Below are 21,855 nucleotides of genomic sequence, written 5' to 3'. Positions count from 1 at the left end.
GTTCTGCCTCCAGAGAGTTTTCGACTCGATCAACCGGCGTTTGGAGACACCGCGCCACCACACAACGGGAGGGCCGGAAAGAAGACCGCAACTGGGCTCGGGATGGCACACGATCCGAGGTCATGTCACTGCGTACCAGAGGGCACGCGATGTCTCGAGACCTCAGCGGCGCACTTTCCCTCCCCGCGACGGCAGCAGAACCGACAAGATTCTACGTCGTTGCTCGCCGTGCGGACAACCCGATCCGGCGCTTCGATCGACTCGGGTGGGGCGCACGATCGTGCTGACGCGGAAGCCGCGGGGCAACACGTTTCCGGTGGTTCTGCCATGCCTCGCGGGCCCGCATTCGAGTGTTGGTTCTCCACTCGAAAAGTCCATTCTCGTGTGAAAAGATGGCAACATCGTTCTTCGGCTACTAGTTTTGACAGCGTGCGCATCCTGTTTTCCGCCATAGCGGCGCACGGGCATTGTTTTCCGCTGTTGCCTCTCGCCGCGGCGGCACGCGAGGCAGAACACGAAGTGGTCGTGGCCACCGGCGTCGAGCTACGAGCAGCCGTTCACGCGGCGGGTGCCGAGTTCGTCGAGGCCGGTTTACCCGTCTTCGACGCTCTCGAGGCGGTCGTGAGCCGTGACGACCGTCTCGAGACCGATGACCCAGCCATCCTCGGCGACCCAGCCATCCCCGGCGGTCTCCCGGCACAGCAACGTGACCGGGTCGTGGGGCAGCTGTTCGGCTGTGTGCTGCCGCGTCGTTTCGTCTCGGACATCCGTACTCTGCTGTGCTCCCGTCGATTCGACCTCGTCGTTTACGAAACCGGTAACCCGGGGGCCGCGCTGGCCGCTGAGCTCGAGGGGGTACCGGCTGTTCGCCACGGATTCGGTAGGGAACTCGCGGGGGGCTTCACGGCCGCGTTCGGGGCTCCGTTGCTGGAGCTGGCCGATGAACTGGGGGTTTCCGCTCCCGCCGACGATCTCGGGACCCTCGGGAACACTTATCTGGACGTCTTCCCATCGTCCCTGCAGGATCCGGCGGTGTTCGCGCTTCCCCGGCGGATCGATATACGAGCGAGCCCCTTCGCCGAATCCGGTGAACTACCCGAAGCGGTAACCGCACGACCGCGTGATCGTCCGCTCGTCTATCTGACGCTGGGAACCGCTTTCGGCAGCGCCGACGTGTTGCGCACGACCGCGCGAGCGATCGCCGAGTTCGACGTGGACCTGCTCGTCTCGACAGGTCCCAGGGTGCGTACCGAGACGCTCCAAGGTCTGCCGGACAACGTCACGGTCGGGTCCTGGTTCCCGCAGGCCCATCTGATTCCTCGGCTGGATCTGGCGGTGCATCACGGTGGCGCGGGCACCACGCTGACCGCGTTCGCCGCCGCGGTTCCGCAGTTGCTGCTGTCGCAGGGTGCTGATCAGTTCGACAACGCCGCGAGCGTAGTAACCGCTGGGGCGGGGCGCAGCATAATGTCCGAGGACGACCATGGACACGGTTGTCACGGCGGGGGAGGAGTTGCTCGGCGATTCGGCCGCGGTGCGGGCGGCGCGTTACCTGGCGGCCGAAATGGCCGCGGCGCCGGATTCCGCCGCTGTGGTGGAACGACTTTCCGAGATGTACGGCTGAGTCGGGCGGAGACCTCGCGGTTCGGTTCAGTACGGACCCGAAGGAGGGACGAACCCGTGTGATGAAATTCATCGCACGCTCTCGTTCGTTGTCGGCCGGCCTCGTCGCCCACCTCGTGGGCGCGTTCTGCCCCGCATCACGCGAGGACACGGAGAGTGTTCACTTCGCCTGTGCCTGTTCGGCCGTTGGTTCTTCCTGTCCGTCGGCAGTACAGTGAAAATATTTAAACCGCTTAGTTGGTTTTATTAGAGACGAGACAGGGAGCATGTCGTGATGGCGATGAGGCAGGAGCGGGCCGAGCACACCCGCTGTCGGGTGGTGCACGCCGCTGCCGAGGTGGTCGAACGTGACGGTGTGCGGGACGCGACACTGACTCGCATCGTGGCGGTTGCCGGCGTCTCGAAGGGGGCACTGTACTTCCATTTCGATACCAAGGAGCAGCTCGCGGACGCCGTTTACGAGGCCGGGATCGCGAGACTCGGAAAAGTGGTGGCCGAGAACTATCGTTGGTACCACTCGGCGTTGGACACGCTGGCTCTGTTGTGTGGGGTCCTCGTGCGTACTCTCCGCCGTGACGTGGTCGCCCGTGCGATGATCAGACTGGCGCGGGAGACGGATGTCAGCAGCCGGTTGTCGGGTGATCCGTACCACCACTGGTGGCTGGTCGTGTATCGCTTGTTGGTGCGAGCTCGTAACCAGCGCGAGGTGCCCAGCGGTATGGACCTCGAGGCGGGGGCCGGTCTGTTGGTCTCGGCCACGGTGGGCCTGGAGATCCTGGCGCGAAACAATCCCGCATGGTGGAACGAGGGGAGTGTGGACCGCATCTGGCACATGCTGTTGCATGTGCGTGAGCAAGCGGTCGCGGTTACGGGCTCCTCGGAGGAGGTGCTGTCCGAGTGGCGACTCGGTTCCGAGGCGCACAGTGGTTCAGCACTGAAAAGTACCGCCCGGTTGGATTGATATGTTGACCGAAACAGTGAGTCCGACGTGTCCCGGTCGTTGACGTAGGGATGTCGGTGGTCCGGCAACGTACTGGAGGAGAGCTTGGTTAAGCAGGAACGCGCGGTGCGGACGAGGGCACTGGTGCTGCGGGCCGGGGCCGAGGTGATCGCCGCACGTGGTTACGAAGGGGCGACGATCGCGGAGATCCTCGCTCACGCCGGAGTGACCAAGGGGGCGATGTATTTCCACTTCCCGTCCAAGCAGGCGTTGGCGGAGGCCGTGATCGAGGAGCAGACCAACATATCGACCGTGCCGGTGACGAGTTCGCGGTTGCAGGACGCGGTCGATCTCTCGCAGCGCGTGGCCCGGGCGTTGCAGTCCGATCCGTTGTTGCAGGCGGGTACGCGAATCGCCGTGGAGACAGGGTTCGCCAAGGAACCGATCGTTCCGTACCAGCAGTGGACCAGTGTGTTCCGTTCGATGTTCTCCTCCGCCAAGGAGAGCGGGGAAGTGTTGCCCTCCGTCGACCCGGTGGAGACAGCGGAGATGTTCGTCGCCTCCTACTTGGGCGTTCAGCTGTTCTCGCAGGCCGCCACCAACCGCGAGGACGTGTGTGACCGGGTTGCCACGTTGTGGCGTCATCTGCTGCCCGGAATCGCGACTCCAGGGGTGCTGGCACGAATCGAACCGGACGGTGTCGGTGATCTCGACGACTTCGGTAGTATTCCCCAGCAGCACGAGGCCACCGACATCGCGTCCTCGTGATCCCGCTGTGCCTGAACGCCCTCACTCGGCGGAGCTCTCAGAGCTCCACCAGTACGGTCCCCATGTGCTCGCCGGCTACGAGTTCACGAAGTGCTTCGGGGGCTCGTTCGAGTCCGTACAGCCTGGTGTGCGGAAAGCTGAAAGCCCCTTCGGTGAGACCGTCCACGAACACGCGGGTCCACTCCCGTTCCGCGTCCGCGTGATCCCGTAGCGAGACACCCCGGATTTCCATCCTCCGCCTGATCAGCAGTGCGGAGTCCAAGCGGGTCGGCGCGCTGAGTCCGTCCCCACCGAGTTGGCCCGACAGCGCTCCCAGCAGCGCCACACGTGCCCCGGTGTTGGCGTTTTCCACCGCGGCTTCGAGCTGTTCGCCGCCCACGGTGTCGCAGACGACGTCCAGACCCTCCGGCGCGGCCAGTCGCAGTTGATTCGTGACAGTGGTCTCGTTCCGCAATACGAGTTCGTCGTAACCGAGTTCTCGACGCAGCCGGTCGGCCTTCTCCGGTGAGCCGGTGCTTCCCAGCACTCGTTTCGCGCCGAGGTGTCGCGCGATCTGTCCGGCCAGAGTGCCGAGGCCACCGGCCGCTCCGCTCACGAAGACCGTGTCCCCGTTTCCGACCCGCGCGACCCTGCGCAACGCGGCCCAGGCGGGAGCACCGTGCGAGAGCAGTGCTCCAGGGTCGTGTGCGTCGGTGGGCTCTATCGACTCGACCGCCGTCGTTTTCAGCAGTGCGTAGTCGCGCCAACCCAGTCCGTGCTTTACCAGGGCACCGGGTTCGATATCGCTCGCCGGCCCCGCGGCCACGACCTCGCCGATGGCGGCGCCCCACAGTGGACTCCCCCGCCGATAGGAAGGTATCGGGAGGTCCTCGGCGACCATCATGGTGCACATCGCCGCTGTCACCGCCATGAGCCTGTTGCGCACCAGAACTTCGCCCGTGCCGGGGCGAGGCACCGCCGTGGTGATCACGCGGAAGTGTTCCGAGGTGAGTGGCATTCCCGTCGCTTCGCCGAGATGTACTTCCCGGTTCGGTTCCACGGGCACGAGCGTTGGTCCGGAAGTCACCGCAACACCACCAATCATCGTCGAACCGGCGGGCCCGAACGGCGAGCCGGCTGACCGAAGTTTCCCTTCAAGACTACTCACTACACTCTTGAAAAACCGACTAACCGGTCTCTATGCTCAGCGAGGGGGATTTCAAACCGCACGGTAGGTATCTTTAATGCTGTGGAGGGCCTTATGACCAGCAGTATCGTCGCCGACACCGTCACCGAAGAGTCCCGTGAGCAACCAACCGTCTCGTTCGAGCAGAGTCTGCCACGTCGCTGGGTCCATCGTGCCGCGAACACCGAGGTTCTGGTTACCAGTTTCGGTGAACGCGGCGAGAACGATTTCGTGCTGGGGGCACAGTTACCTCGTGCGCACGCCCTTTACGGGCCGGTCGCGGGTGGTCACGATCCTCTCCTGTTCGCGGAGGCGGCGCGGCAGGCAGGGTTGGTCGTGGGACACGCCGGCTTCGGCGTTCCCTACGGACACCAGTTCATAATGGACACATTGGATTACGAGGTGGAGCCGGAAGCGCTTCGTCTTGCCGATACTCCCGCCCAAATCGTACTGGAAATTCACTGCGAAAACGTCAAATGGCGGGGTAGGACATTCGCCGGGGCGAATATGCACGTGCACGGATATCGTGACGGGGTATTCGTCGGGAGGGTCACGCTGCCGTACAGTTGCATATCCCCCGCGGCTTACGCGCGAATTCGGGCAGGCTGTGACGACTTCACCGATACAGTGGATCAGGCGGAACTTCCGGAGTCCGTTCCGCCGTGGCGGGTCGGTCGTGATTGTCCGTCCGACGTGCTGCTGGCGCCGACGCCTCACGAACGTACCTGGTTGCTGCGGGACGGACGTACGCATCCGGTGCTGTTCGATCATCCGGTCGATCATGTTCCGGGAATGACCGCCCTGGAAGCGGCGCGCCAAGCCGTACGCTCCGAATTCTGCCCGGACACGGTGCTGCCGGTGGGTATGCGAACCCGCTTCCACAGTTACATCGAGTTGGGACGGTCGTGTTTCGTGCGGGTCCACGACGAACCTATCGCGGGGGACACCGTGCGGGTGACTCTGGAACAGGAAGGGCGGGTCGCGGTCGACTCGACCGTACTGGTCCGGCGATTGTCCGACGAAACGCGGCGATGATCGCTCGGCGAGGCTCCGCGGCAGAGTTCGGTCGGCTGGTCGGGTGTGCCGTCCACCCTGTTGCGGTCCTGCCTCGCGCGTCGAGGACACGGGAGTGTCCTTGGATGCGGCGGGAAGAATTCACGGGCGCGCTCGACAGCGGTCGTGTGGCGGGGTTGACCGGGAAGGACTTGGCAAACCGCGCAGTCGGTTTGCCAAGTCGGTTTTGGAGTTGGTATCCCGGAAATGGCGACTGACAGTTTTCGCCACGTGAAACCGGAAGGCCCTACTGCGCCTCGGAACCGAAAGCGGCATCGAAAGACGCCGCAGGCGGAGTGAAGTTCAGGTTTCGCACGAACTCCAGCGCTTCGGGAGTTCCCCGCAGCCGATCCATGCCCGCGTCCTCCCATTCGATGGAAATCGGACCGTCGTAGCCGATCGTGTTGAGCGTGCGGAAGCAGTCCTCCCAGGGGACGTGGCCGTGCCCGGTGGACACGAAATCCCAGCCACGTCTGGGATCCCCCCAGGGGAGGTGTGAGCCGAGCACTCCACTGCGGCCGTCATTGCTCCTGACACGCGCCTCCTTGCAGTCGACGTGCAGGATGCGGTCCTGAAAGTCCCACAGAAAAGTCACCGGATCGAAGCCCTGCCACACGTAATGCGAGGGATCGAAGTTCAGTCCGAGTGCGGATCGGTGGTCCACCGCTTCGAGAGTACGAACCGTGGTCCAGTAGTCGTAGGCGATCTCGGTGGGATGGACCTCCAACGCGAACCGGACACCACACTCGTCGAACACGTCGAGAATGGGGTTCCAACGGTCGGCGAACTCCTGGTAACCACGCTGCACCATTTCGTCGGGAGTCGGCGGGAACATCGCCACCGTGTACCAGATCGGAGAGCCGGTGAAACCGACGACTTTGTCCACACCGAACTCGGCCGCTGCTCTCGCCGTGTCCCGCATCCGTTCCGCGGCACGTTGTCGAACACCTTCGGGATCACCGTCCCCCCAGATCTCCGGGGGAAGGATGTTCCGGTGTCGTTCGTCGATCGGATAATCGCAGGTGGCCTGGCCGAGCAGGTGGTTCGACAGCACCCAGCAGTTCAGATCGTGCTTTTCCAGCACCTCTCGTTTCCGCCGTACGTAGTCCTTTTCCGCGAGCGCCCTGTCCACCTCGAAGTGATCACCCCAGCAGGCGATCTCCAGGCCGTCGTAGCCCCATTCCGAGGCGAGCTTGGCCACGTCCTCGAACGGCAGGTCGGCCCACTGGCCGGTGAACAGTGTGATCGGTCGGGGCATGATCATCCTTTCCCGTGGTGGTGTTCAACTCGTTGTCAGTCGCGGTTCGCGAAGGCCGGAGAGCTCGAGCAACAGGTCCTTGACTTCCGTGGCGTGGTAACTCTCCCGGCCGAAGCGTTCGTCGGAGCACAACAGCACCGGTCCGTCGGAGGGGCTGTCCGCGAGCCTGCCGTGACTGCCGCGAACCGGGGTCGGATCGAGCGGTACCACGTTCATCCGGTACCGCAGTCCCAGTTTCTTGCGGGCCACCGCTGTCGCCGCGCGCAACCTGACCAGCCGGTCGCGGGGATCCATGAACAGTTCGGCCGGGTCGTAGCCGGGCTTGCGGTGGATCTCCACGTGCGTGGCGAAATCGGGGGCCCGTGCGTCGTCCAACCAGTAGTAGTAGCTGAACCACGAGTCGGGTTCGGCTACCGCCACCAAGTCACCGGCACGTTCGTGATCGATGCCGTACCGTTTCTTGCCCGAGGCGTCGAGAACTTCGTCGACACCGGGCAGCGCACCGACGACGTCACGTACCCTGGCGAGATCATCGGCGTCCCGGACGTATATGTGCGCCGCCTGATGATCCGCGACGGCGAAGGCACGGGAACTCCACGGATCGAGGTACTCCATGCCCGCCTGAGTGTGTACGTGCAGCAGTCGTTCCCGCCGCAGTGCGCGATTGATGTCGATCGGCCTGCTCACCTCTGTCATGCCGTACTCCGACAGGGCCAGCACCGTGACTCCTTGCGCTTCCGCGCGGTTCAGCAACGGAGCCAACGCCCTGTCCACCTCCCGTGCCGCCGCCGCGGCTCGGGGACTGTCCGGGCCGTAGCGTTGCAGGTCGTAATCGAGGTGTGGGATGTAGGCCATCGTCAGGTCCGAACCGCGAGTGGACAGCAAGTGGCCGGTGGCCTCGGCGATCCAACGGCTGGACTCGATCGAAGCGGTCGGTCCCCAGTAGTTGAACAGCGGAAAGGTCCCGAACTTGTCGGTGAGCTCGTCACGCAGTCCCGTTGGGTAGGTGTAGCAGTCCGGCGACTTGCGCCCGTCCGCGTGGTAAACGGGACGAGGGGTCACGGTCTCGTCGACGTCCATCCCCATCGCGTACCACCAGCAGACGTTGCTGACCCGATAGCCGGGATCCCGCTCGCGTGCCGCTTGCCAAATCTTTTCGCCGCGCACCAGCCCGTTGTACTGGCGCCAGAAGAAGACCTCACCGATGTCACGGAAGAACCAGCCGTTACCGACTATGCCGTGGTCACCGGGATGTCGTCCGGTGAGCAGACTGGACTGCACCGGACAGGTGACGGCGGGGAACACGGTTTTCAGCTCGGCTCGAAAACCACGGCGCGCTATTCGGTCCAGATTGGGCATGTGTTCGAGAAGTCGGGGGGTCAAACCCACCACGTCCAGCAGCAGTACCGGAGTACGTGCCTCGGCTGTGTGATTCATCGACCTTCCTCCGTGAGTCCGAGTTCGAGCAGTCGGTTCCGGGCCCAGTCGAGTTCGGCCGCGATCCCGGATCCGATGCTCGCGGAGTGATCTCCCGAGCCCGGGAGTACGTCCCAGGTGTAGGTCTCCACCTCCACGTGGCGGGTGTGTGCCGTGTTGTCGCCGAGCAACGAGCGGAGTGTCTCCCCGAGCACGTCATGCGTCCCACGCAGCGAGGCACTCGGATCGGTGTGCAGCGGAGTGTGGAAGTGCACCCGCCACGGTTGGTCTTCCGAGAGTTCGCCTGCCAGCGCCGAATCCAGATCATCGACGGCACGCCGGACCCCGTCACCGCTCTGCTGGGTCTGATGCAGAAACCTGGGTTCCACGAAGGAGGTCAGCTCCGCACGTTGCACCGGGTCGCCGGGGTTGTCCACCCGCAGCGCGGAGGACGCCTGCGTTTTGACCACCGGCAGGCCGGCTTCGCGCAGCCGTCGCAGCGCTCGGTGCGGGTTTTCGAACGCCACGGCCACGTGGCAGGTGTCCAGACAGATCCCGAGGTGCTCGGTGTCCGTTCCGGACAGCGCGGAAACGAGCTGATCGGTCGTCTCCAACACGCACCCCGGCTCGGGCTCCAACCCGACCCGCACCGAACGTCCCTCCCGCGCGGCTAGTCGAGCGAGCCCGTCCGTCAGTTCGGTCAGATGTGCCAGGGCTCGGTTGTGGTGGTGTTTCGACCACCACGCGCCCCATCCCAGCGGTAGTGTGGACACGCTGCCGCTGGTGACGTCTTCGGGTAGCAGTTGGGACAGTAGTTTCGCCAAGTCGAGTGTGTAGTCCAGTCTCGCGCGCTCGGACCAGTCGGGCCGGTACACCGCGTGTTTGACCACCGCTCGTTGGAAGCCCCGATAGGGGAAACCGTTCAGCGTCACCACTTCCAGGCCCCTTGCCAGCAGCTCGGTGCGCAGTCGGGCCAGCGCGGTGTCGTCCTCGACCAACGCGGTGGCCACGTCCCGTGCCAACCACAGTCCGAGCCCGAGCCGTTCGACGCCCAGCCTCCGGCGTATCGGTACGGCGTAGCGGTCGAACTGAGCGATGATGCCTTCGAGGTCTTCCGCTGGATGCACGTTGGTGCAGTAGGCCAGGTGTACGGTTGATCCGTCACGATGACGAAATCGCATGATCACCGTTTCCCGCGTTCGATGGAGTTTCCCGCGAAAGTGGTGCCGTCACCGTCCCCGAGCGTGGATGTCTCCGTGCGCAGTCGACCACTCTGCCCGTAGAATCCGACCGGGTTCGACCAGAAAACAGTGTCAACCGCGGCCGGTTCGAAACCGGCGGCCAGCATCGCGTGCGCGGTTTTGCTCGTTTTCAGCGGATCGCTCTTGCCCCAGTCGGCCGCCGAATTGACCAGCATCCGTTCCACGCCGTACCCGCGCATTATCCGAACCATCCGGTCCTCGTCCATCTTGGTGTCCGGATAGATCGAAAACCCCATCCAGCAGCCCGATTCCGCCACGGCTTCGACGGTCACCTCGTTGAGGTGATCGACGACGACACGTTCGACGGGGATGCCGGACTCCCGGATCACATCGAGGCTGCGCCGCGTCCCGGCCTCCTTGTCCCGGTGCGGGGTGTGTACGAGCACCGGTAACTCGTGCTCGGCGGCCAGTTCCAGCTGAGCGGCGAAGGCATCGTCCTCCTCGGCGGTCATGGCGTCGTAACCGAGCTCGCCCACCGCCACCACGCCGTCCTTGGCCAGGTAACGGGGTAGTACCTCCAGTACGTCACGGCATCTGGGGTCGTTGGCCTCCTTCGGATTGAGACCGATGGTGCAGTGATGCGCGATACCGTACTGCGAAGCCCGGAACGGTTCCCATCCGATCAGGCCGTCGAAGTAGTCCACGAAGGTTCCCACCGAGGTGCGTGGCTGCCCCACCCAGAAGGAAGGCTCGACCAGGGCCCTCACTCCTGCCCGGTACATCGCGTCGTAGTCGTTCGTGGTCCGCGAGCTCATGTGGATGTGCGGGTCGAAAATGCGCATCATGCCTCCTCGGCGGGGTGGGGTTGTGCCGGGTCCACGACCAGCCACACGTCGTTGGGTATCTCCCGTCCTGCCGCGCTGCGCTCCCTGGCGTAGTCGGTGAGCATGCGTGCCAGCTCGGCGTCGGCACGTTCCCGCACTCCGGAGACGTCCCGTAGTGGAATTCCGAGGAACACGCACTTGAGCACGCCCTGCCGGTAAGCGGGTGCGTCGAGATGACGGGCGCCGAACTCGGCCATTCCCGCTGCGATCAGGCCGGTGTCGTTGCTGCGCAACGCGTCCCGTACCAACGGCAGCCCGGCATCCACCAGCTCCGGTTCCTCCCGGAGCACACCCGCACCTCGCAGTACGCCGCGTTTCTCCGCGGCATCGCCGTACCGGTACAGCGCGCTGATCTCCGTTCCCAGCTCGGCACCCGTCGACGGCAGCGCCGTCAGCAGCAACGCGCGCACCGCGTCCTCGCTGTTCCAGTTCCGCAGTGTTCCGGACTCGGCCGCATCGTCGACGAGCGGGCCACGACCGCATTTCCTGCCCGCTGCCGGAAAGAGCGTGCCGATCGCACGTACCTCCGTGGCGATGTCCGTCAGTGCCTCGTCCAACCAGCGTCCCGCGGTCTCGTCGATCCGCTCGTCGAGCGCGGCACGCAGTTCGGCCGGATTCGGAGCGGTCATGCTGTCACCTCCGTGGCTGCCTGCCGAAGAAAACGCAGCGAGCGCTGTGCCACGGCGGGCGCGGCGTGGCTGTGTCGGGGTAGTTCCACGGAGACCAGACCGCGGTAGCCCACCTCGCGCAGCGCGTCCATCACCGGTGGGAAATCGATGTCGCCCTCGCCGAACTCCAGGTGTTCGTGCACGCCACGTCGCATGTCGTCGATCTGGACGTTGACCAGGTCCGGGCCGGCACGGCGTACGCACGCCGGTACGTCCACGGGTTCCAGACAGCGGCAGTGCCCGATGTCCAGCGTCACCCCGAACAGCTCGGGGTGGTTCAACTTCGCCGCCAGCTGTTCGAAACCGTCCAGGTCCTGGACGAACATGCCGGGTTCCGGCTCGAACCCCAGCTTCACGCCGTACTCGGCAGCGGTGTCGAGAACCTCCGAACAACCTTCGACCAGCAGCGACCACGCCGTTTCGTCGTCGAGGTGGTAGGGCTTCGTGCCGCTCCAGAACGAGACGACCCCGGCCCGCAGTTGCGCCGCGATGTGTACCGCACGGTGCAGCAGGTCGAGACGCAGTGCTCGGCCGGGTTCCGACAGCAGCGTCGGATGGTGCTTGTGTCGCGGATCGAGCAGATAGCGCGCGCCCGTTTCCACCACCGCGTCGAGTTCCAGTCGTTCCAGATCTCGTCTTAACCGCGCGGTGTGTTCGGCCACGTCAGGGTGAAACGGATCGAGATGGTCGTGATCGAGTGTTACCGCGACTCCGTCGTAGCCCTGCTCGGCCAGGATCTCCAGCGAATCCGTCAGCCGGTGGTTGTCGAATCCGTTCGTGCCGTATCCGAAACGTAGTGTCCGCTCGGAGCCGGAGTGTTTCGGCAGCGCCGTCGCGTTTGTGGGGAAGGAACCGATTTCACTCATGTCGGTGACACCCGTCCGAAGAGTCGTCGCGCGATCGGGAAAAGCGTCAGGACGGTGGCCGCCCGCCGTGGAGCTCCTCCCCCCGCGGTCAGCGCCGCTTGCAGCGGGATCATCCCGAGAATTCCGGCACTGGTGGCTTGTCGCAGTCGTGCCGGGCTCGGGTCGCGGAGAGCTTTCAACTGAGCCGTCCCGGTCGTGCCCACGTAGACGGCCAGTGCCGCCGACATCGTGGCCCCGACGAGGCGGTGCCGCGATTCCGGACCTCTTACCGCGGTCATCCGGATCGCTCGGGGGAGAAGCGTTGAGACGATCGTGGTCGTCATCGTCAACGCGGCCCCGGGAACCCGTCGGGACGCTCCGCTGACCTCCGCACGCCCCACCGTGCTGACGCCGTAGGTGTGCGCACCGATGGCGGCGGCCGCCGGTGCCGCGTCGCGGAAACCACCGGGGCCGGCGCCGTGCAGCACGTCGAGTGCGCGCGCGGCGGCCATCGTGGCTGGACCGGCCGGAATCCGTTTCAATCCCATGTTGTAGCCCCAGACCGTGCCCGCCAGCGGTACGGTGACGCGCAGGGTTCGCCTGCCGCAGGAGAGCGCGGCGATCGTCGTGGCCAAGCCGGTGAACGAGATCGCCAGGCCCAGCGCGAGCCCGGGCGGAACCCGGCCGGACGGGATCGGCCTCGCCGGTCGCTCAGCCGCGTCGACCTCCCGGTCGGCGTAGTCGTTGAGCGCCATGCCCGCCCAGTACAACAAGCACGAGGACAACATCAGCATCGTCGTCTGACTGGACGGGCGTCGTGCGGCGGATCCGGCCGCTACGTCGCCGGGCACGGACAGCGCGGCCGGAGCGCGTACGAGTTCCACCAGTGTCCGAATTCGCACTGTCATCCCTCCTTGAGTCGTTCGACGAAGGAACGCAGCGCTTCGAACTGGGCCACCAACCGATGCTCTTCCGAGGCCACCGGATCCTTGAAGAAGAAGCCGAGCTGGGGGAGCGGACCGTAGTGCCCGCGTTCGTGTGCCCGTGCCAGCAGCCTGGCCAGGTCGAGTACGAGAGGTGCGGCCAGGGCGGAGTCGCAGCCCTGCCAGGTGAACTGCATGCTCATGCCGTTGCCGAGAAACCCCTCGAAGGATATGTGGTCCCAGGCGGTTTTCCATTCGCCGAGAGCGGGGACGTAGTCGATGTGCACGTCCCCGTCGACCGGATGCCCCAGCGACTCGCCGATGGCACGTTGTTTCGAGGTGGTTTTGCTGGTCACGTTGTTCGGGTCGGCGAGGTTGCGTCCGTCACCGCCGCCGAGCAGGTTGGTGCCGGACCAGGACCGGACGTGTAGCGCGCGGCTGGAGAACATCGGCAGCAGCGCACTTTTGACAAGTGTCTCGCCGGTTTTGCCGTCGCTGCCCGCGTATGGCACCCGTTGTTCCGCGGCCAGCTGATCCAGCGCTGGTAACCGAGCTCCGACGGAGGGCGTGAAGTCGGCGTACGGACAGCCCGCTCGCAGGGCCGCGTAGGCGTAGAGCGAGCTCGGCGGAAGTGGTCCTCCTTCGGCCGGATCGGGATGCCGCAGGCCGTTCTCCAGCTCTTCGAGGTCGGCGTGTTCCCGCCGGGACGGTGGGTGGGCTTCGGTGGCGGCCACATTGATCACCACGACGCGCGACAGCGCGTACAACTCCCGGAAGGAACACAGCTGTTGGGTCAGCCGTTCGGCCGCTTCCAGTTGGTCGTGGCGTTCGTCCGCGGTACCGATGCCGGGCCGGATCCGGTTGTCCGCGGCCGTGAGATCGGTGTGAACCAGTTCGCGCAGTCCGCGCGGCAGCACGCCCCCCGCCTCGAGTTGCTCGGCCCGCTTCGGTAGCGGCGTGTCGGTGATGTCGTGCCCGGCGAACACCAGTCGGTCGAATCCGGGCATCGCGGGGTCCATGAGTTCCGGTGATTCGGTGACGCAGCCGGTGGGGGGAATCAGCCGGTCGCGCAGTGCCGCCGCGCCCGTGATCGCCGTGGTCGCGACCGATCCCCGGGCGCCGATGAGCCAGACCCCGGTACGTCCGTCGCTGTCGGGACTCGTCAATGGACGGCCCTCCTCGTTCGCCTCGATCCGTTCGGCACGCCCCGACCGCCGGACGGGTGCGGCAACATCCGTCCGGCGGCGGAACTCGCCAGGTGGCACGGTCCCGGTCCCGCGCGGTGCGAGACCGGGACCGGAACTCACTCGCCGATGTCGGAACGCCCGGCGGCGCTCATGATCCGACCCTTGTCACGTCCGGAGATGACATCGTCCGCCAGCAGCTCGTTCGTCACCCGATCCACGTGGGACACGAACCGCCCGTGATCGTCGTAGCCGGCCTGTTCGTCGATCAGGTCGTTGATCGTGCAACCGTTCCCGGAGTCCCTGTTGGTGACGCCGGTGTCGTCGGAGCCGATCACCACGGTTTTCCGCAGGTCCGAACCAGGACAGGAGTCGGGCCTGATCTCGAGGTTGAACGTGCCCACCTTCGACGTGTTACCCGCCTCGTCCGTGGCCCGGTACCGCACGGTGTGCTCGCCCGCTCCCCGCACGGTCACCGGTTCCGCGTAGTCGGTCCAGCCCTGCTCGTCCAGGCGGTACTCCACGGTCGCCACCCCGGACCCGCTGTCCGAGGACTCCAGGGTGACGCTCACGGGAGTGTTGTAGGTTCCCGCGTACTCGCCGTGCGGATCACCGTTGGGATCGGCGGGGGAGGGAACGGCCGATACCTTCGGCGCGGTCACGTCGATGCCCTCGTCGACACGGACGTTGCGGAAGGCGACCGTGTCCTCGTCACTGTGGTTCTGCAGCCCGATGTGACCGTTGCTCAGATCGACGTTCTGGTCGTCGTCGACCCAGTGGGTGATCCGCGCACCGTTGAGGTGGACGGTGATCGACTCTTCGGTCACGACGATCTCGTAGGTGTTCCACTCACCGGCCGGGTTCAACGCGGCGTCGCGTTTCTCCTGGTCGGGAGCCTGTTCGTCATAGATCGCCCCTGTCTGGTTCTCCGGGGCGTCGGTGGGGTCTATCTGGATCTCCTCCCCGTTGTTGACGGCCGACCAGGGATCGTCGCCCGGGTCGGGAAAGCCGACGAACACCCCGGAGTTGTCCTGGTCGGACAGCTTCCAGTCGAGCTTCAGCGAATAGGGCGCCGTGAACTGCCGGTCACCCAGCCAGTACAGTCCCATGCCGCCGGTGGAGCGCAACGTGCAGTTCGCGGTGTGCTCGAATCCGCCGGGACCGGCCTGTTTCCAGCCGTTCATGCTGGCCGCGGTGCCGTCGAACAGACTGGTGTAGCCCTGCTCTGGTTGCACCGGTTCGCAGTTCGGCGCGGCATCGGGGCTCAGGTGCATCGAGTCCACGTCGAACAGACCACCCGAACCGCTGCCCGTGAACACCAGGAACAGCTCGTTCGAGCCACCCGGATCGGTCACCGGAACGGGGCCGACGTCGGTGTAGGTGCTCCAACCGCCGGTGTTGGGTACATCGGCGGTGGCCACCACCGGTCCGTCCGGTGCACCGGAACGCACCTCGATCGTGCCACCCGGACCGCCCGAGGAGACCCGGAACGTGGCCGAGCGAATCCCATCGAGGTTGTACGGAGTGAACGAGATCCAGTCACCCGACTGGATGTGCCCGACCCTGGCGCCGGCCTCGGCACCCGCACTGTCCTCCACGAGCTGCACGCCGTCGCTGTCTTCGAAGAACTCCGCCTGCTTGCTCGCGGGCTGCATGATGATCTCGGCGGAACCGGTCAGGTCGGGCGCCTGCTCGGTGGGCGAGGTGTCGGTGTAGCTGGCGTTGAGCACACCGTAGATGTCGGCGCCCTGGTGGCCGTCCGTGTTGGAGGTTTCGATAGTCCCGCTGCAGCCGTTGGCCTCGCTCAACGGGTGCCCGTGCGAGTCGTTGCCGGTGGAGTGGCCCAGGATGTACTCCACGTGCACCTTCGAGCAGTCGACCGCCGTGCCGTCCGGATCGGTGACCGAGACCTCGTAGTTGACCGTGTCCCCGAACTCGAACACCTTGCCCGCCGTGGGCCGTTGGAACGTCACGTTGGGAGCGGTGTTGCCCACCACCACGGTTTCACTGGCCGAACCGGTTTTGCCGGTCTGGTCGGTGACGGTCAGCGTGGCGGTGTGCTCGCCGTCCGAGGTGTAGGTGTGCGTGGGGTTGGTTTCGGTGCTGTCGGTCTGCCCGTCCCCGTCGAAGTCCCACGCGTAGCTCAGCGAGTCACCCTGGTCCGGATCCGAGGATCCCTTCGACGAGAAGTCGACCTCCAACGGCGCCTGACCGTTCGTCGGTTCGGCCGAGATCTGTGCGGTGGGGGCTCGTCCGTCACGGGTGTAGTCGATCCGGTACACGGCCGAGTCCTCGGCGCCGCCGAAGTACCCACTGCCGTAGTCGAGTACGTACAGCGAGCCGTTCGGACCGAACTCGATGTCCATCGGACGGGTCAATGTCATCGAGGAGAAGAAGTCCTCGATCCGCGACGGCTGACCGTTCGAGTCCGGAGTGATCGTCTTGATCCAGCCTCGTCCCCACTCGTAGGCGAAGAACTTGCCGTCGTAGGAGGCCGGCAGTTTCGTGGTGGAGGGGTTGTCGGCGTCGTAGTTGTAGACCGGTCCGCCCATGGGTGACTCGCTGCCCGAGCCGAGCTCGGGAACCGAGTCGTCATTGTAGGGCAACCACGCGGGCTTCGCGGTGGGAAGTTCCGTGAGTCCGTCGTTGTTGGGGGAGTCGTTGACCGGATTGGCGCAGTCGAACTCGCCGTTGGAGTTACCGGTGGCGAAGTCGTAGTCGTGGTAGGCCTTGTTGTCGCCCACGCAGTACGGCCAACCGTGATTGCCGGGCTCGGTGACCCGTTCGTACTCCACTATGCCCGCCGGGCCGCGTTGCGGATCGGCGGTTGCGGCGTCGGGACCGTAGTTGCCCACGTAGACAGTGCCGGTCCGCTGATCGACCGAGATCCGGTAGGGGTTGCGGAAACCCATCGCGTAGATCTCGTCGCGGGTCTTGTCGCTGTTGTCCCCGGCGAACAGGTTGTCCTGCGGGACGCTGTACGAACCGTCCGGTGCGACGTCGATCCGCAGCACCTTGCCACGCAGGTCATTGGTGTTACTCGAGGTGCGCTGCGCGTCGAATGCCGGGTTGCGGTTGCCACGTTCGTCGATCGGGGTGTAACCGCTCGACTGGAACGGGTTCGAATCGTCCCCGGTGGACAGATACAGCGAGCCCTCGGGGCCGAAGGCGATGTCCCCGCCCACGTGACAGCACATGCCGCGGGTGGCGTCCACCCGCATGATCTGCTGCTCGCTGGTCATGTCCAGGGAGCCGTCCTGAGCGAGTTTGAAACGCGACAGCTGGTTGTACCCCTGCCACTCCTCGAACGTCGCCGGATCGTCGGCAGTCGCGGGGGCATCTCCCGAGGGAGTGTTCAACGGGGGAGCGTAATAGAGGTAGACCCACCGGTTCTGCTCGAAGTTCGGGTCGATCGCCAGCGACTGCAGACCTTCCTCGTCGTGGGTGTAGACGGGGATGTCGCCAGCCACTTCGGTGTTGCCGGACGCGGTGGTGTAGTACAGCGTGCCCTGGCGTTCGCTGTGCAGCACATCACCGTTCGGCAGTACCGCCATGCCCATGGGCTCGCCGACCTCGTCGGCCGTTTTCGCCAGTGTCACCTGGTTGAGAGTCCCCTCCGCTGCGGCCTCGCCGCAGTCGGCCGAGACGGCGCCCGCCGCGGTCCGAATACCACCCGCGAGATGGTCCAGGAAGTTCTGGTTCGAGAAGGACTCGGTGGTGTGTCCCATTCCCGTGTACCAGGAACGGCCACCCTGATAGGGCTGACACCAGCTGATCGGGTGGTCCTCGCCCATCGAGCCACCGTCGTAGGTGGACTCGTCCAGCGTGCTCAACACGTGCACGTCTTCGCGCGGATTGGGCGAGTAGTTGTACCACTCGTCGGTGCGATTCCATTCCGTCGGTAGATGGGAGGTGGAGGGGTGCTCGGAGTCGGTGACGTTGACGGTGGCTTCCTGAACGGCCGGGTGCGAGTCGAAGTAGGCCCCGACGAGGTCGCCGTAGAACGACCAGTCGTACTCCGTGTCCGCCGCCGCGTGCACACCGGCGTAACCGCCGCCGTTGTTGATGTACTTCTCGAAGGCCGCCTGTTGCGCCCCGTTGAGCACGTCACCGGTGGTGGACAACCACACGACCGCTTCGTACTGCTTGAGGTTGTCGTAGGTGAAGGCCGAGGCGTCCTCGGTAGCGGTCACTCCGAAGTGGTGCTCGTTGCCGAGCTCTTTCACCGCCTCGATTCCGGCCGGGATGGAACCGTGTCGGTAACCGGCGGTCTTCGAGAACACCAGTACGTTGAATTCCTGGTGCTTCGGGGTGACATCCGCCGCGGATTCGGTGTTGTTCGCGGCGGTCGTGGAGTCGTCGGACCGGGCGGCGGCGGGCGCGCCGAACGCGATCATGGTTCCGACGAGAAGTATCGTGCTGAATGTCGCCGCTAACGCTCTACGTAATAACGGTGGCACGGTGTCTCCCTCTGTAGACAGCATGCTGCTTCGGTTTCGAATACTGGTTGCGCGACAGATTTTCTTTACCGGAATCGGCATTTCCGATACGGCCGGTTCCCGATTCTCGTTCCGGGGCGATGCCGGACCGTCGCGAGGAGCGAGGAATCCGGTTGACCGGCTTCACGGGTATGACGGATCCGACGGAACAACTCGATCGAGCGCTCGATCGAAATCTCGGATCGTGCTCAGCATCCGAGACGTCGAAGGTAGTGGTATCCCTCCCTCGCGGTTTCCCTCGGGTGCGGTTGGTCGTCGCGTTCCACGAGGAAGTGGCGTATTCCGGCGTGCTTCCCCGCCGCGAGAATGCGTTCGTAGTCGATGACACCCTCGCCCAGGTCGGCGAACGAACCGTCCTGGGCCATTCCCTTGATGTGCGCGAGTGGAAATCTGCGAGGGGCCCGTTCGAACAGTTCCAGGGGGTCGACGCCCGCCTTGATCACCCAGTAGAGGTCCACTTCGAAGTCGACCAGATGCCGGTCGGTCTCTTCCAGCAGGACGTCGTACGGACGCTTGCCTTCCAACTTCTCGAACTCGTGGGCGTGGTTGTGGTACCCGATTCGGACACCGTGCCTGCGTGCCAGATCACCGGCCCAGTTCAGCCGTTCGGCCAGCCGGTGGTACGAGGCCAGGTCATCTGCGGAGAACCAGGGAAGTACTATCCAGCGCTGTCCCAGCGTCCTGGCCCGGTCCAGTAGCTGTTCCAGCTCGTCCTGTTCGGTGGGGATGTCCTCGTGGGCTGCGGGGCTCCGGAGCCGCAGCTCTCGCAGCAGATCGCGCGCTTGTTCCGGTGTGTGGTCGTACAGTCCGGCGAACTCCACCTCCGAGTAACCGACCTCGGCCAGGAACGAGAGCGTGTCGGACACCGACTCGCTCATCATGTCGCGCATGGTGTAGAGCTGGATTCCGATCCTGCTCCGCGGTATGTGCGGCCCGTGGCCCCACTCCGCTCCCGCGAACGCCGTTCGCGCTCCCACGGTCGAGGCTCCCACCGCCAGCGCCGCCGCACCCGCACCGCGGAGAAAAGCACGTCTGCCGTTGTTCGTGAACTCCCGCATGACCGATCCTTTCGTGCTCGAAGGTGATTCACGACTCGTTCTGCCGGGGGACCTCCGTCCACACGCTCTGATTGCTCGAGCTGTGCTCGACGGCCGCCAGCACGTGTTGCACCGCGAGGCCGTCGGCGAACGAAGGCTCGGGATCGCCGTCGGTGCCGACGGCTTCGAGCAGGTCCCGCATCTGATGCGTGAAGGTGTGCTCGTACCCGAGTCCGTGACCCGGTGGCCACCACGCGTGCATGTAGGGGTGGTCCGGTTCGGTGGCCAGTATCCTGCGGAAGCCGGCTGTGGACTCGTCCTCGGTGTGGTCGTGGAACAGCAGCTCGTTCATCGACTCGAAGTCGAAGGCCAGACTGCCCGCTGAGCCGTTGAGTTCCAGCCGCATGGCGTTCTTGCGCCCGGTCGCGAACCGGGTGGCCTCGAAGGTGGCCATTCCGCCACCGTCCAGCCGTGCGAGGAACGCCGCCGCGTCGTCCACGGTGACCTCTCCGTAGGAGCCGCTGCCGTCGTCGAGTGGACGTTCGGGAACGAATGTCTGCGTGATTCCGGACACGCCAGTGATGTTCTGCCCCGTGACGAACCGGGTCAGGTCGACAATGTGGGCGCCGATGTCACCCAGCGCACCCGAGCCGGCCCGCTCTCGGTCGAGGCGCCACATCATGGGAGATTCCGGGTCCACGATGAAGTCCTGCAGGTACTGGGCGCGTACGTGCCGGATCGTGCCGATTCGGCCGTCGGCCACCATCCGCCGAGCCAGGGCCAGCGCCGGAACCCTGCGGTAGTTGAATCCCACCATGCTGCGTACACCGCGTTCCCGTGCCCTTCGAGCGGCATCGGTCATCGCGCTCGCTTCCGCGACGGAGTTCGCCAGCGGTTTTTCGCAGAGTACGTGTTTGCCCGCTTCCAACGCGGCGATCGCTATCTCGGGGTGGGTGTCACCAGGGGTGCAGATGTCGACCAGCGCCACGTCCCGACGTTCGATCAGTTTCTCCCAGTCGGTTTCGACCGCGGCCCATCCGAGGCGTTCGGCGGCTGCTGCCGTGTTGTCCGCTCGACGCCCGCACAACGCGGCCATCACGGGCTGTACGCGTGTGTCGAAGACCCGGCCGACGGTACGCCAGGCCTGTGAGTGGGCCGCTCCCATGAACGAGTACCCCACCATCCCGACGCCCAGTCGGTCGTTTTCCGTCATCGGTCACGGTCACCTTTCTGTGTGTGGCTCGTCCCGCTTCACGGGGAGCACCTCTTCGTTCGGTGCCCCGGAAGGTGTGTCCGCTGCTCGTGGCTGTTCTCGGCTCGCTCAGAACGCCGTTTTCAGGTATTCGTCGACGTTGTCCTTGGTGACGGTCGCCGAGTGCAGCGTGATCTCACTGGGCACGGCACTTTCCACCAGTCCCGACACGCTGCGCTGCTGTGCGATGAGCCTGGCCATGTTGACGGCCGAGGCGGACATGGTCGGCGGGTACGACACGGTGGCGGCCATAGGGCCGTCACCTGCCTTGATGTGTTCCATCATCACCTTCGAACCGGCGCCGCCCACCATGAAGAACTCGTCGCCCCGGTTGGCCTGCTCGATCGCGGCCAGTACCCCGACCCCCTGGTTGTCGTCGTGGTTCCAGACCGCGTCTATGTTGTTCCTGGCCTGCAACACGTTTCCCATGACCTGACGACCGGACTGCGGGGTGAACTCGGCGCTCTGACTCATCGTCACGCTCAACCCCCGTGACTTGAGCGCTTCCGCGAATCCCCTGCTGCGCTCGCGGGTCAGTTCCAGGTTGTCGATGCCCGCGATCTCGACGATCACCGGGTTCTCGACGCCCTGCTGCTCGAGACGATCGGCGATGAAGTTGGCCGCGTTGACCCCCATGCCGTAGTTGTCCCCGCCGATCCAGGTGCGATAGGCCAGCTTCGACGCGAAGACGCGGTCGATGTTGACCACCGGGATGTTCGCCCGCATCGCCTGTTCCGCCACCTGGGTCAGCGATTCACCGTTGAACGGTAGGATCGCCAGTACATCGACCTTTTTGTTGATCAGCGTCTTGACCTGTGATATCTGACGGTTCACATCGTTGGTGCCTTCCGTGGCCTCCAACTTGACGTCCTCGAAGCTCTCGGCCTGGGCGGTGGCGTTCGCGCCGATGGCACCCATCCAACCGTGATCGTCGGAGGGGATGGACAGTCCGATCGTGACGGTTTCGCCGGGTTGCGAGTTGTCACCCTGCTGTTGGCCGACGAGCTGGTTGGCGCCGTCGGACTCGCCGCTGCCGCTTCCGGTGCAGGCGGTGAGCAGCGCGCCCGCTCCCACGGCGGCCCCTCCCATCAGGAAACGGCGGCGTTGCGTCGCTGAACTGTCCCACTTCGACATGTCG

At 65.2% G+C, this 21,855-nt stretch carries 17 protein-coding genes; 4 read left to right on the top strand and 13 right to left on the bottom strand.

Features of this window, described 5'->3' with window-relative positions; all coding sequences use genetic code 11:
* Positions 1-429 precede the first annotated feature (429 nt).
* The 3 genes from J2S53_RS05200 to J2S53_RS05190 all read left to right on the top strand — a co-directional run bounded on the left by J2S53_RS05200 (position 430) and on the right by J2S53_RS05190 (position 3,331).
* The gene (locus J2S53_RS05200) at positions 430-1,686 is read left to right on the top strand and encodes a glycosyltransferase (protein WP_456240006.1); all 1,257 of its coding nucleotides are present in this window, start codon (positions 430-432) and stop codon (positions 1,684-1,686) included.
* Between the two features lie 211 nt (positions 1,687-1,897).
* Positions 1,898-2,584: a ScbR family autoregulator-binding transcription factor gene (locus tag J2S53_RS05195; RefSeq protein ID WP_456240005.1), complete on the top strand. Its 687-nt coding sequence runs from the start codon at positions 1,898-1,900 to the stop codon at positions 2,582-2,584.
* An 84-nt stretch (positions 2,585-2,668) separates the two neighbouring features.
* Positions 2,669-3,331 (top strand): ScbR family autoregulator-binding transcription factor, encoded by a 663-nt coding sequence (locus J2S53_RS05190; RefSeq protein WP_456240004.1) that lies wholly within the window; start codon positions 2,669-2,671, stop codon positions 3,329-3,331.
* Between the two features lie 37 nt (positions 3,332-3,368).
* Here J2S53_RS05190 and J2S53_RS05185 read toward each other — a convergent pair whose 3' ends face one another.
* Complete coding sequence (locus tag J2S53_RS05185; protein WP_456240003.1) at positions 3,369-4,397, bottom strand: MDR family NADP-dependent oxidoreductase; 1,029 nt, start codon at positions 4,395-4,397, stop codon at positions 3,369-3,371.
* Positions 4,398-4,571: 174 nt separating this feature from the next.
* Between J2S53_RS05185 and J2S53_RS05180 the strand changes: the two genes are divergently transcribed.
* A complete protein-coding gene (locus J2S53_RS05180; protein ID WP_456240002.1) occupies positions 4,572-5,531 on the top strand; it encodes a ScbA/BarX family gamma-butyrolactone biosynthesis protein in 960 nt (319 codons plus the stop codon).
* Between the two features lie 265 nt (positions 5,532-5,796).
* Here the strand turns inward: J2S53_RS05180 and J2S53_RS05175 are convergent, their stop codons facing one another.
* The 12 genes from J2S53_RS05175 to J2S53_RS05120 all read right to left on the bottom strand — a co-directional run bounded on the left by J2S53_RS05175 (position 5,797) and on the right by J2S53_RS05120 (position 21,851).
* Complete coding sequence (locus tag J2S53_RS05175; protein ID WP_456240001.1) at positions 5,797-6,807, bottom strand: sugar phosphate isomerase/epimerase family protein; 1,011 nt, start codon at positions 6,805-6,807, stop codon at positions 5,797-5,799.
* A 24-nt stretch (positions 6,808-6,831) separates the two neighbouring features.
* Positions 6,832-8,244, bottom strand: coding sequence for an alkaline phosphatase family protein (locus J2S53_RS05170; RefSeq protein ID WP_456240000.1), 1,413 nt, complete (start codon positions 8,242-8,244; stop codon positions 6,832-6,834).
* Positions 8,241-9,404 carry a metabolite traffic protein EboE gene (gene eboE, locus J2S53_RS05165; RefSeq protein WP_456239999.1) on the bottom strand — a complete coding sequence of 388 codons (1,164 nt, stop codon included), beginning with the start codon at positions 9,402-9,404 and terminating at the stop codon, positions 8,241-8,243. Before eboE ends, J2S53_RS05170 begins: the two co-directional genes overlap by 4 nt.
* Before the next feature lie 2 nt (positions 9,405-9,406).
* Positions 9,407-10,267: a TatD family hydrolase gene (locus J2S53_RS05160; protein WP_456239998.1), complete on the bottom strand. Its 861-nt coding sequence runs from the start codon at positions 10,265-10,267 to the stop codon at positions 9,407-9,409.
* The gene (locus J2S53_RS05155) at positions 10,267-10,938 is read right to left on the bottom strand and encodes an EboA domain-containing protein (protein ID WP_456239997.1); all 672 of its coding nucleotides are present in this window, start codon (positions 10,936-10,938) and stop codon (positions 10,267-10,269) included. The genes J2S53_RS05160 and J2S53_RS05155 overlap by 1 nt, the downstream gene beginning before the upstream one ends.
* Entirely contained in the window at positions 10,935-11,843 is a 909-nt protein-coding gene (locus tag J2S53_RS05150; protein ID WP_456239996.1) for a sugar phosphate isomerase/epimerase family protein, read from the bottom strand. Before J2S53_RS05150 ends, J2S53_RS05155 begins: the two co-directional genes overlap by 4 nt.
* Positions 11,840-12,730: an SCO3242 family prenyltransferase gene (locus tag J2S53_RS05145; protein ID WP_456239995.1), complete on the bottom strand. Its 891-nt coding sequence runs from the start codon at positions 12,728-12,730 to the stop codon at positions 11,840-11,842. Before J2S53_RS05145 ends, J2S53_RS05150 begins: the two co-directional genes overlap by 4 nt.
* A complete protein-coding gene (locus J2S53_RS05140; RefSeq protein ID WP_456239994.1) occupies positions 12,727-13,911 on the bottom strand; it encodes an inositol-3-phosphate synthase in 1,185 nt (394 codons plus the stop codon). The genes J2S53_RS05145 and J2S53_RS05140 overlap by 4 nt, the downstream gene beginning before the upstream one ends.
* 137 nt (positions 13,912-14,048) lie before the next feature.
* The gene (locus J2S53_RS05135; RefSeq protein ID WP_456239993.1) at positions 14,049-18,326 is read right to left on the bottom strand and encodes a ThuA domain-containing protein; all 4,278 of its coding nucleotides are present in this window, start codon (positions 18,324-18,326) and stop codon (positions 14,049-14,051) included.
* 290 nt (positions 18,327-18,616) lie between these two features.
* A complete protein-coding gene (locus tag J2S53_RS05130) occupies positions 18,617-19,486 on the bottom strand; it encodes a sugar phosphate isomerase/epimerase family protein (protein WP_456239992.1) in 870 nt (289 codons plus the stop codon).
* A 28-nt stretch (positions 19,487-19,514) separates the two neighbouring features.
* Positions 19,515-20,678, bottom strand: a complete 1,164-nt coding sequence (locus tag J2S53_RS05125; RefSeq protein WP_456239991.1) for a Gfo/Idh/MocA family protein — start codon at positions 20,676-20,678, stop codon at positions 19,515-19,517.
* A 108-nt stretch (positions 20,679-20,786) separates the two neighbouring features.
* Positions 20,787-21,851, bottom strand: coding sequence for a substrate-binding domain-containing protein (locus J2S53_RS05120; RefSeq protein WP_456239990.1), 1,065 nt, complete (start codon positions 21,849-21,851; stop codon positions 20,787-20,789).
* Between the last annotated feature and the right edge of the window lie 4 nt (positions 21,852-21,855).

Origin of the sequence: Actinopolyspora lacussalsi (assembly GCA_030803735.1) — a bacterium.
Taxonomy (GTDB): domain Bacteria; phylum Actinomycetota; class Actinomycetes; order Mycobacteriales; family Pseudonocardiaceae; genus Actinopolyspora; species Actinopolyspora lacussalsi.
The sequence above is the reverse complement of the archived record's forward strand: the minus strand, read 5'-3'. Positions and strand labels throughout refer to the sequence as shown.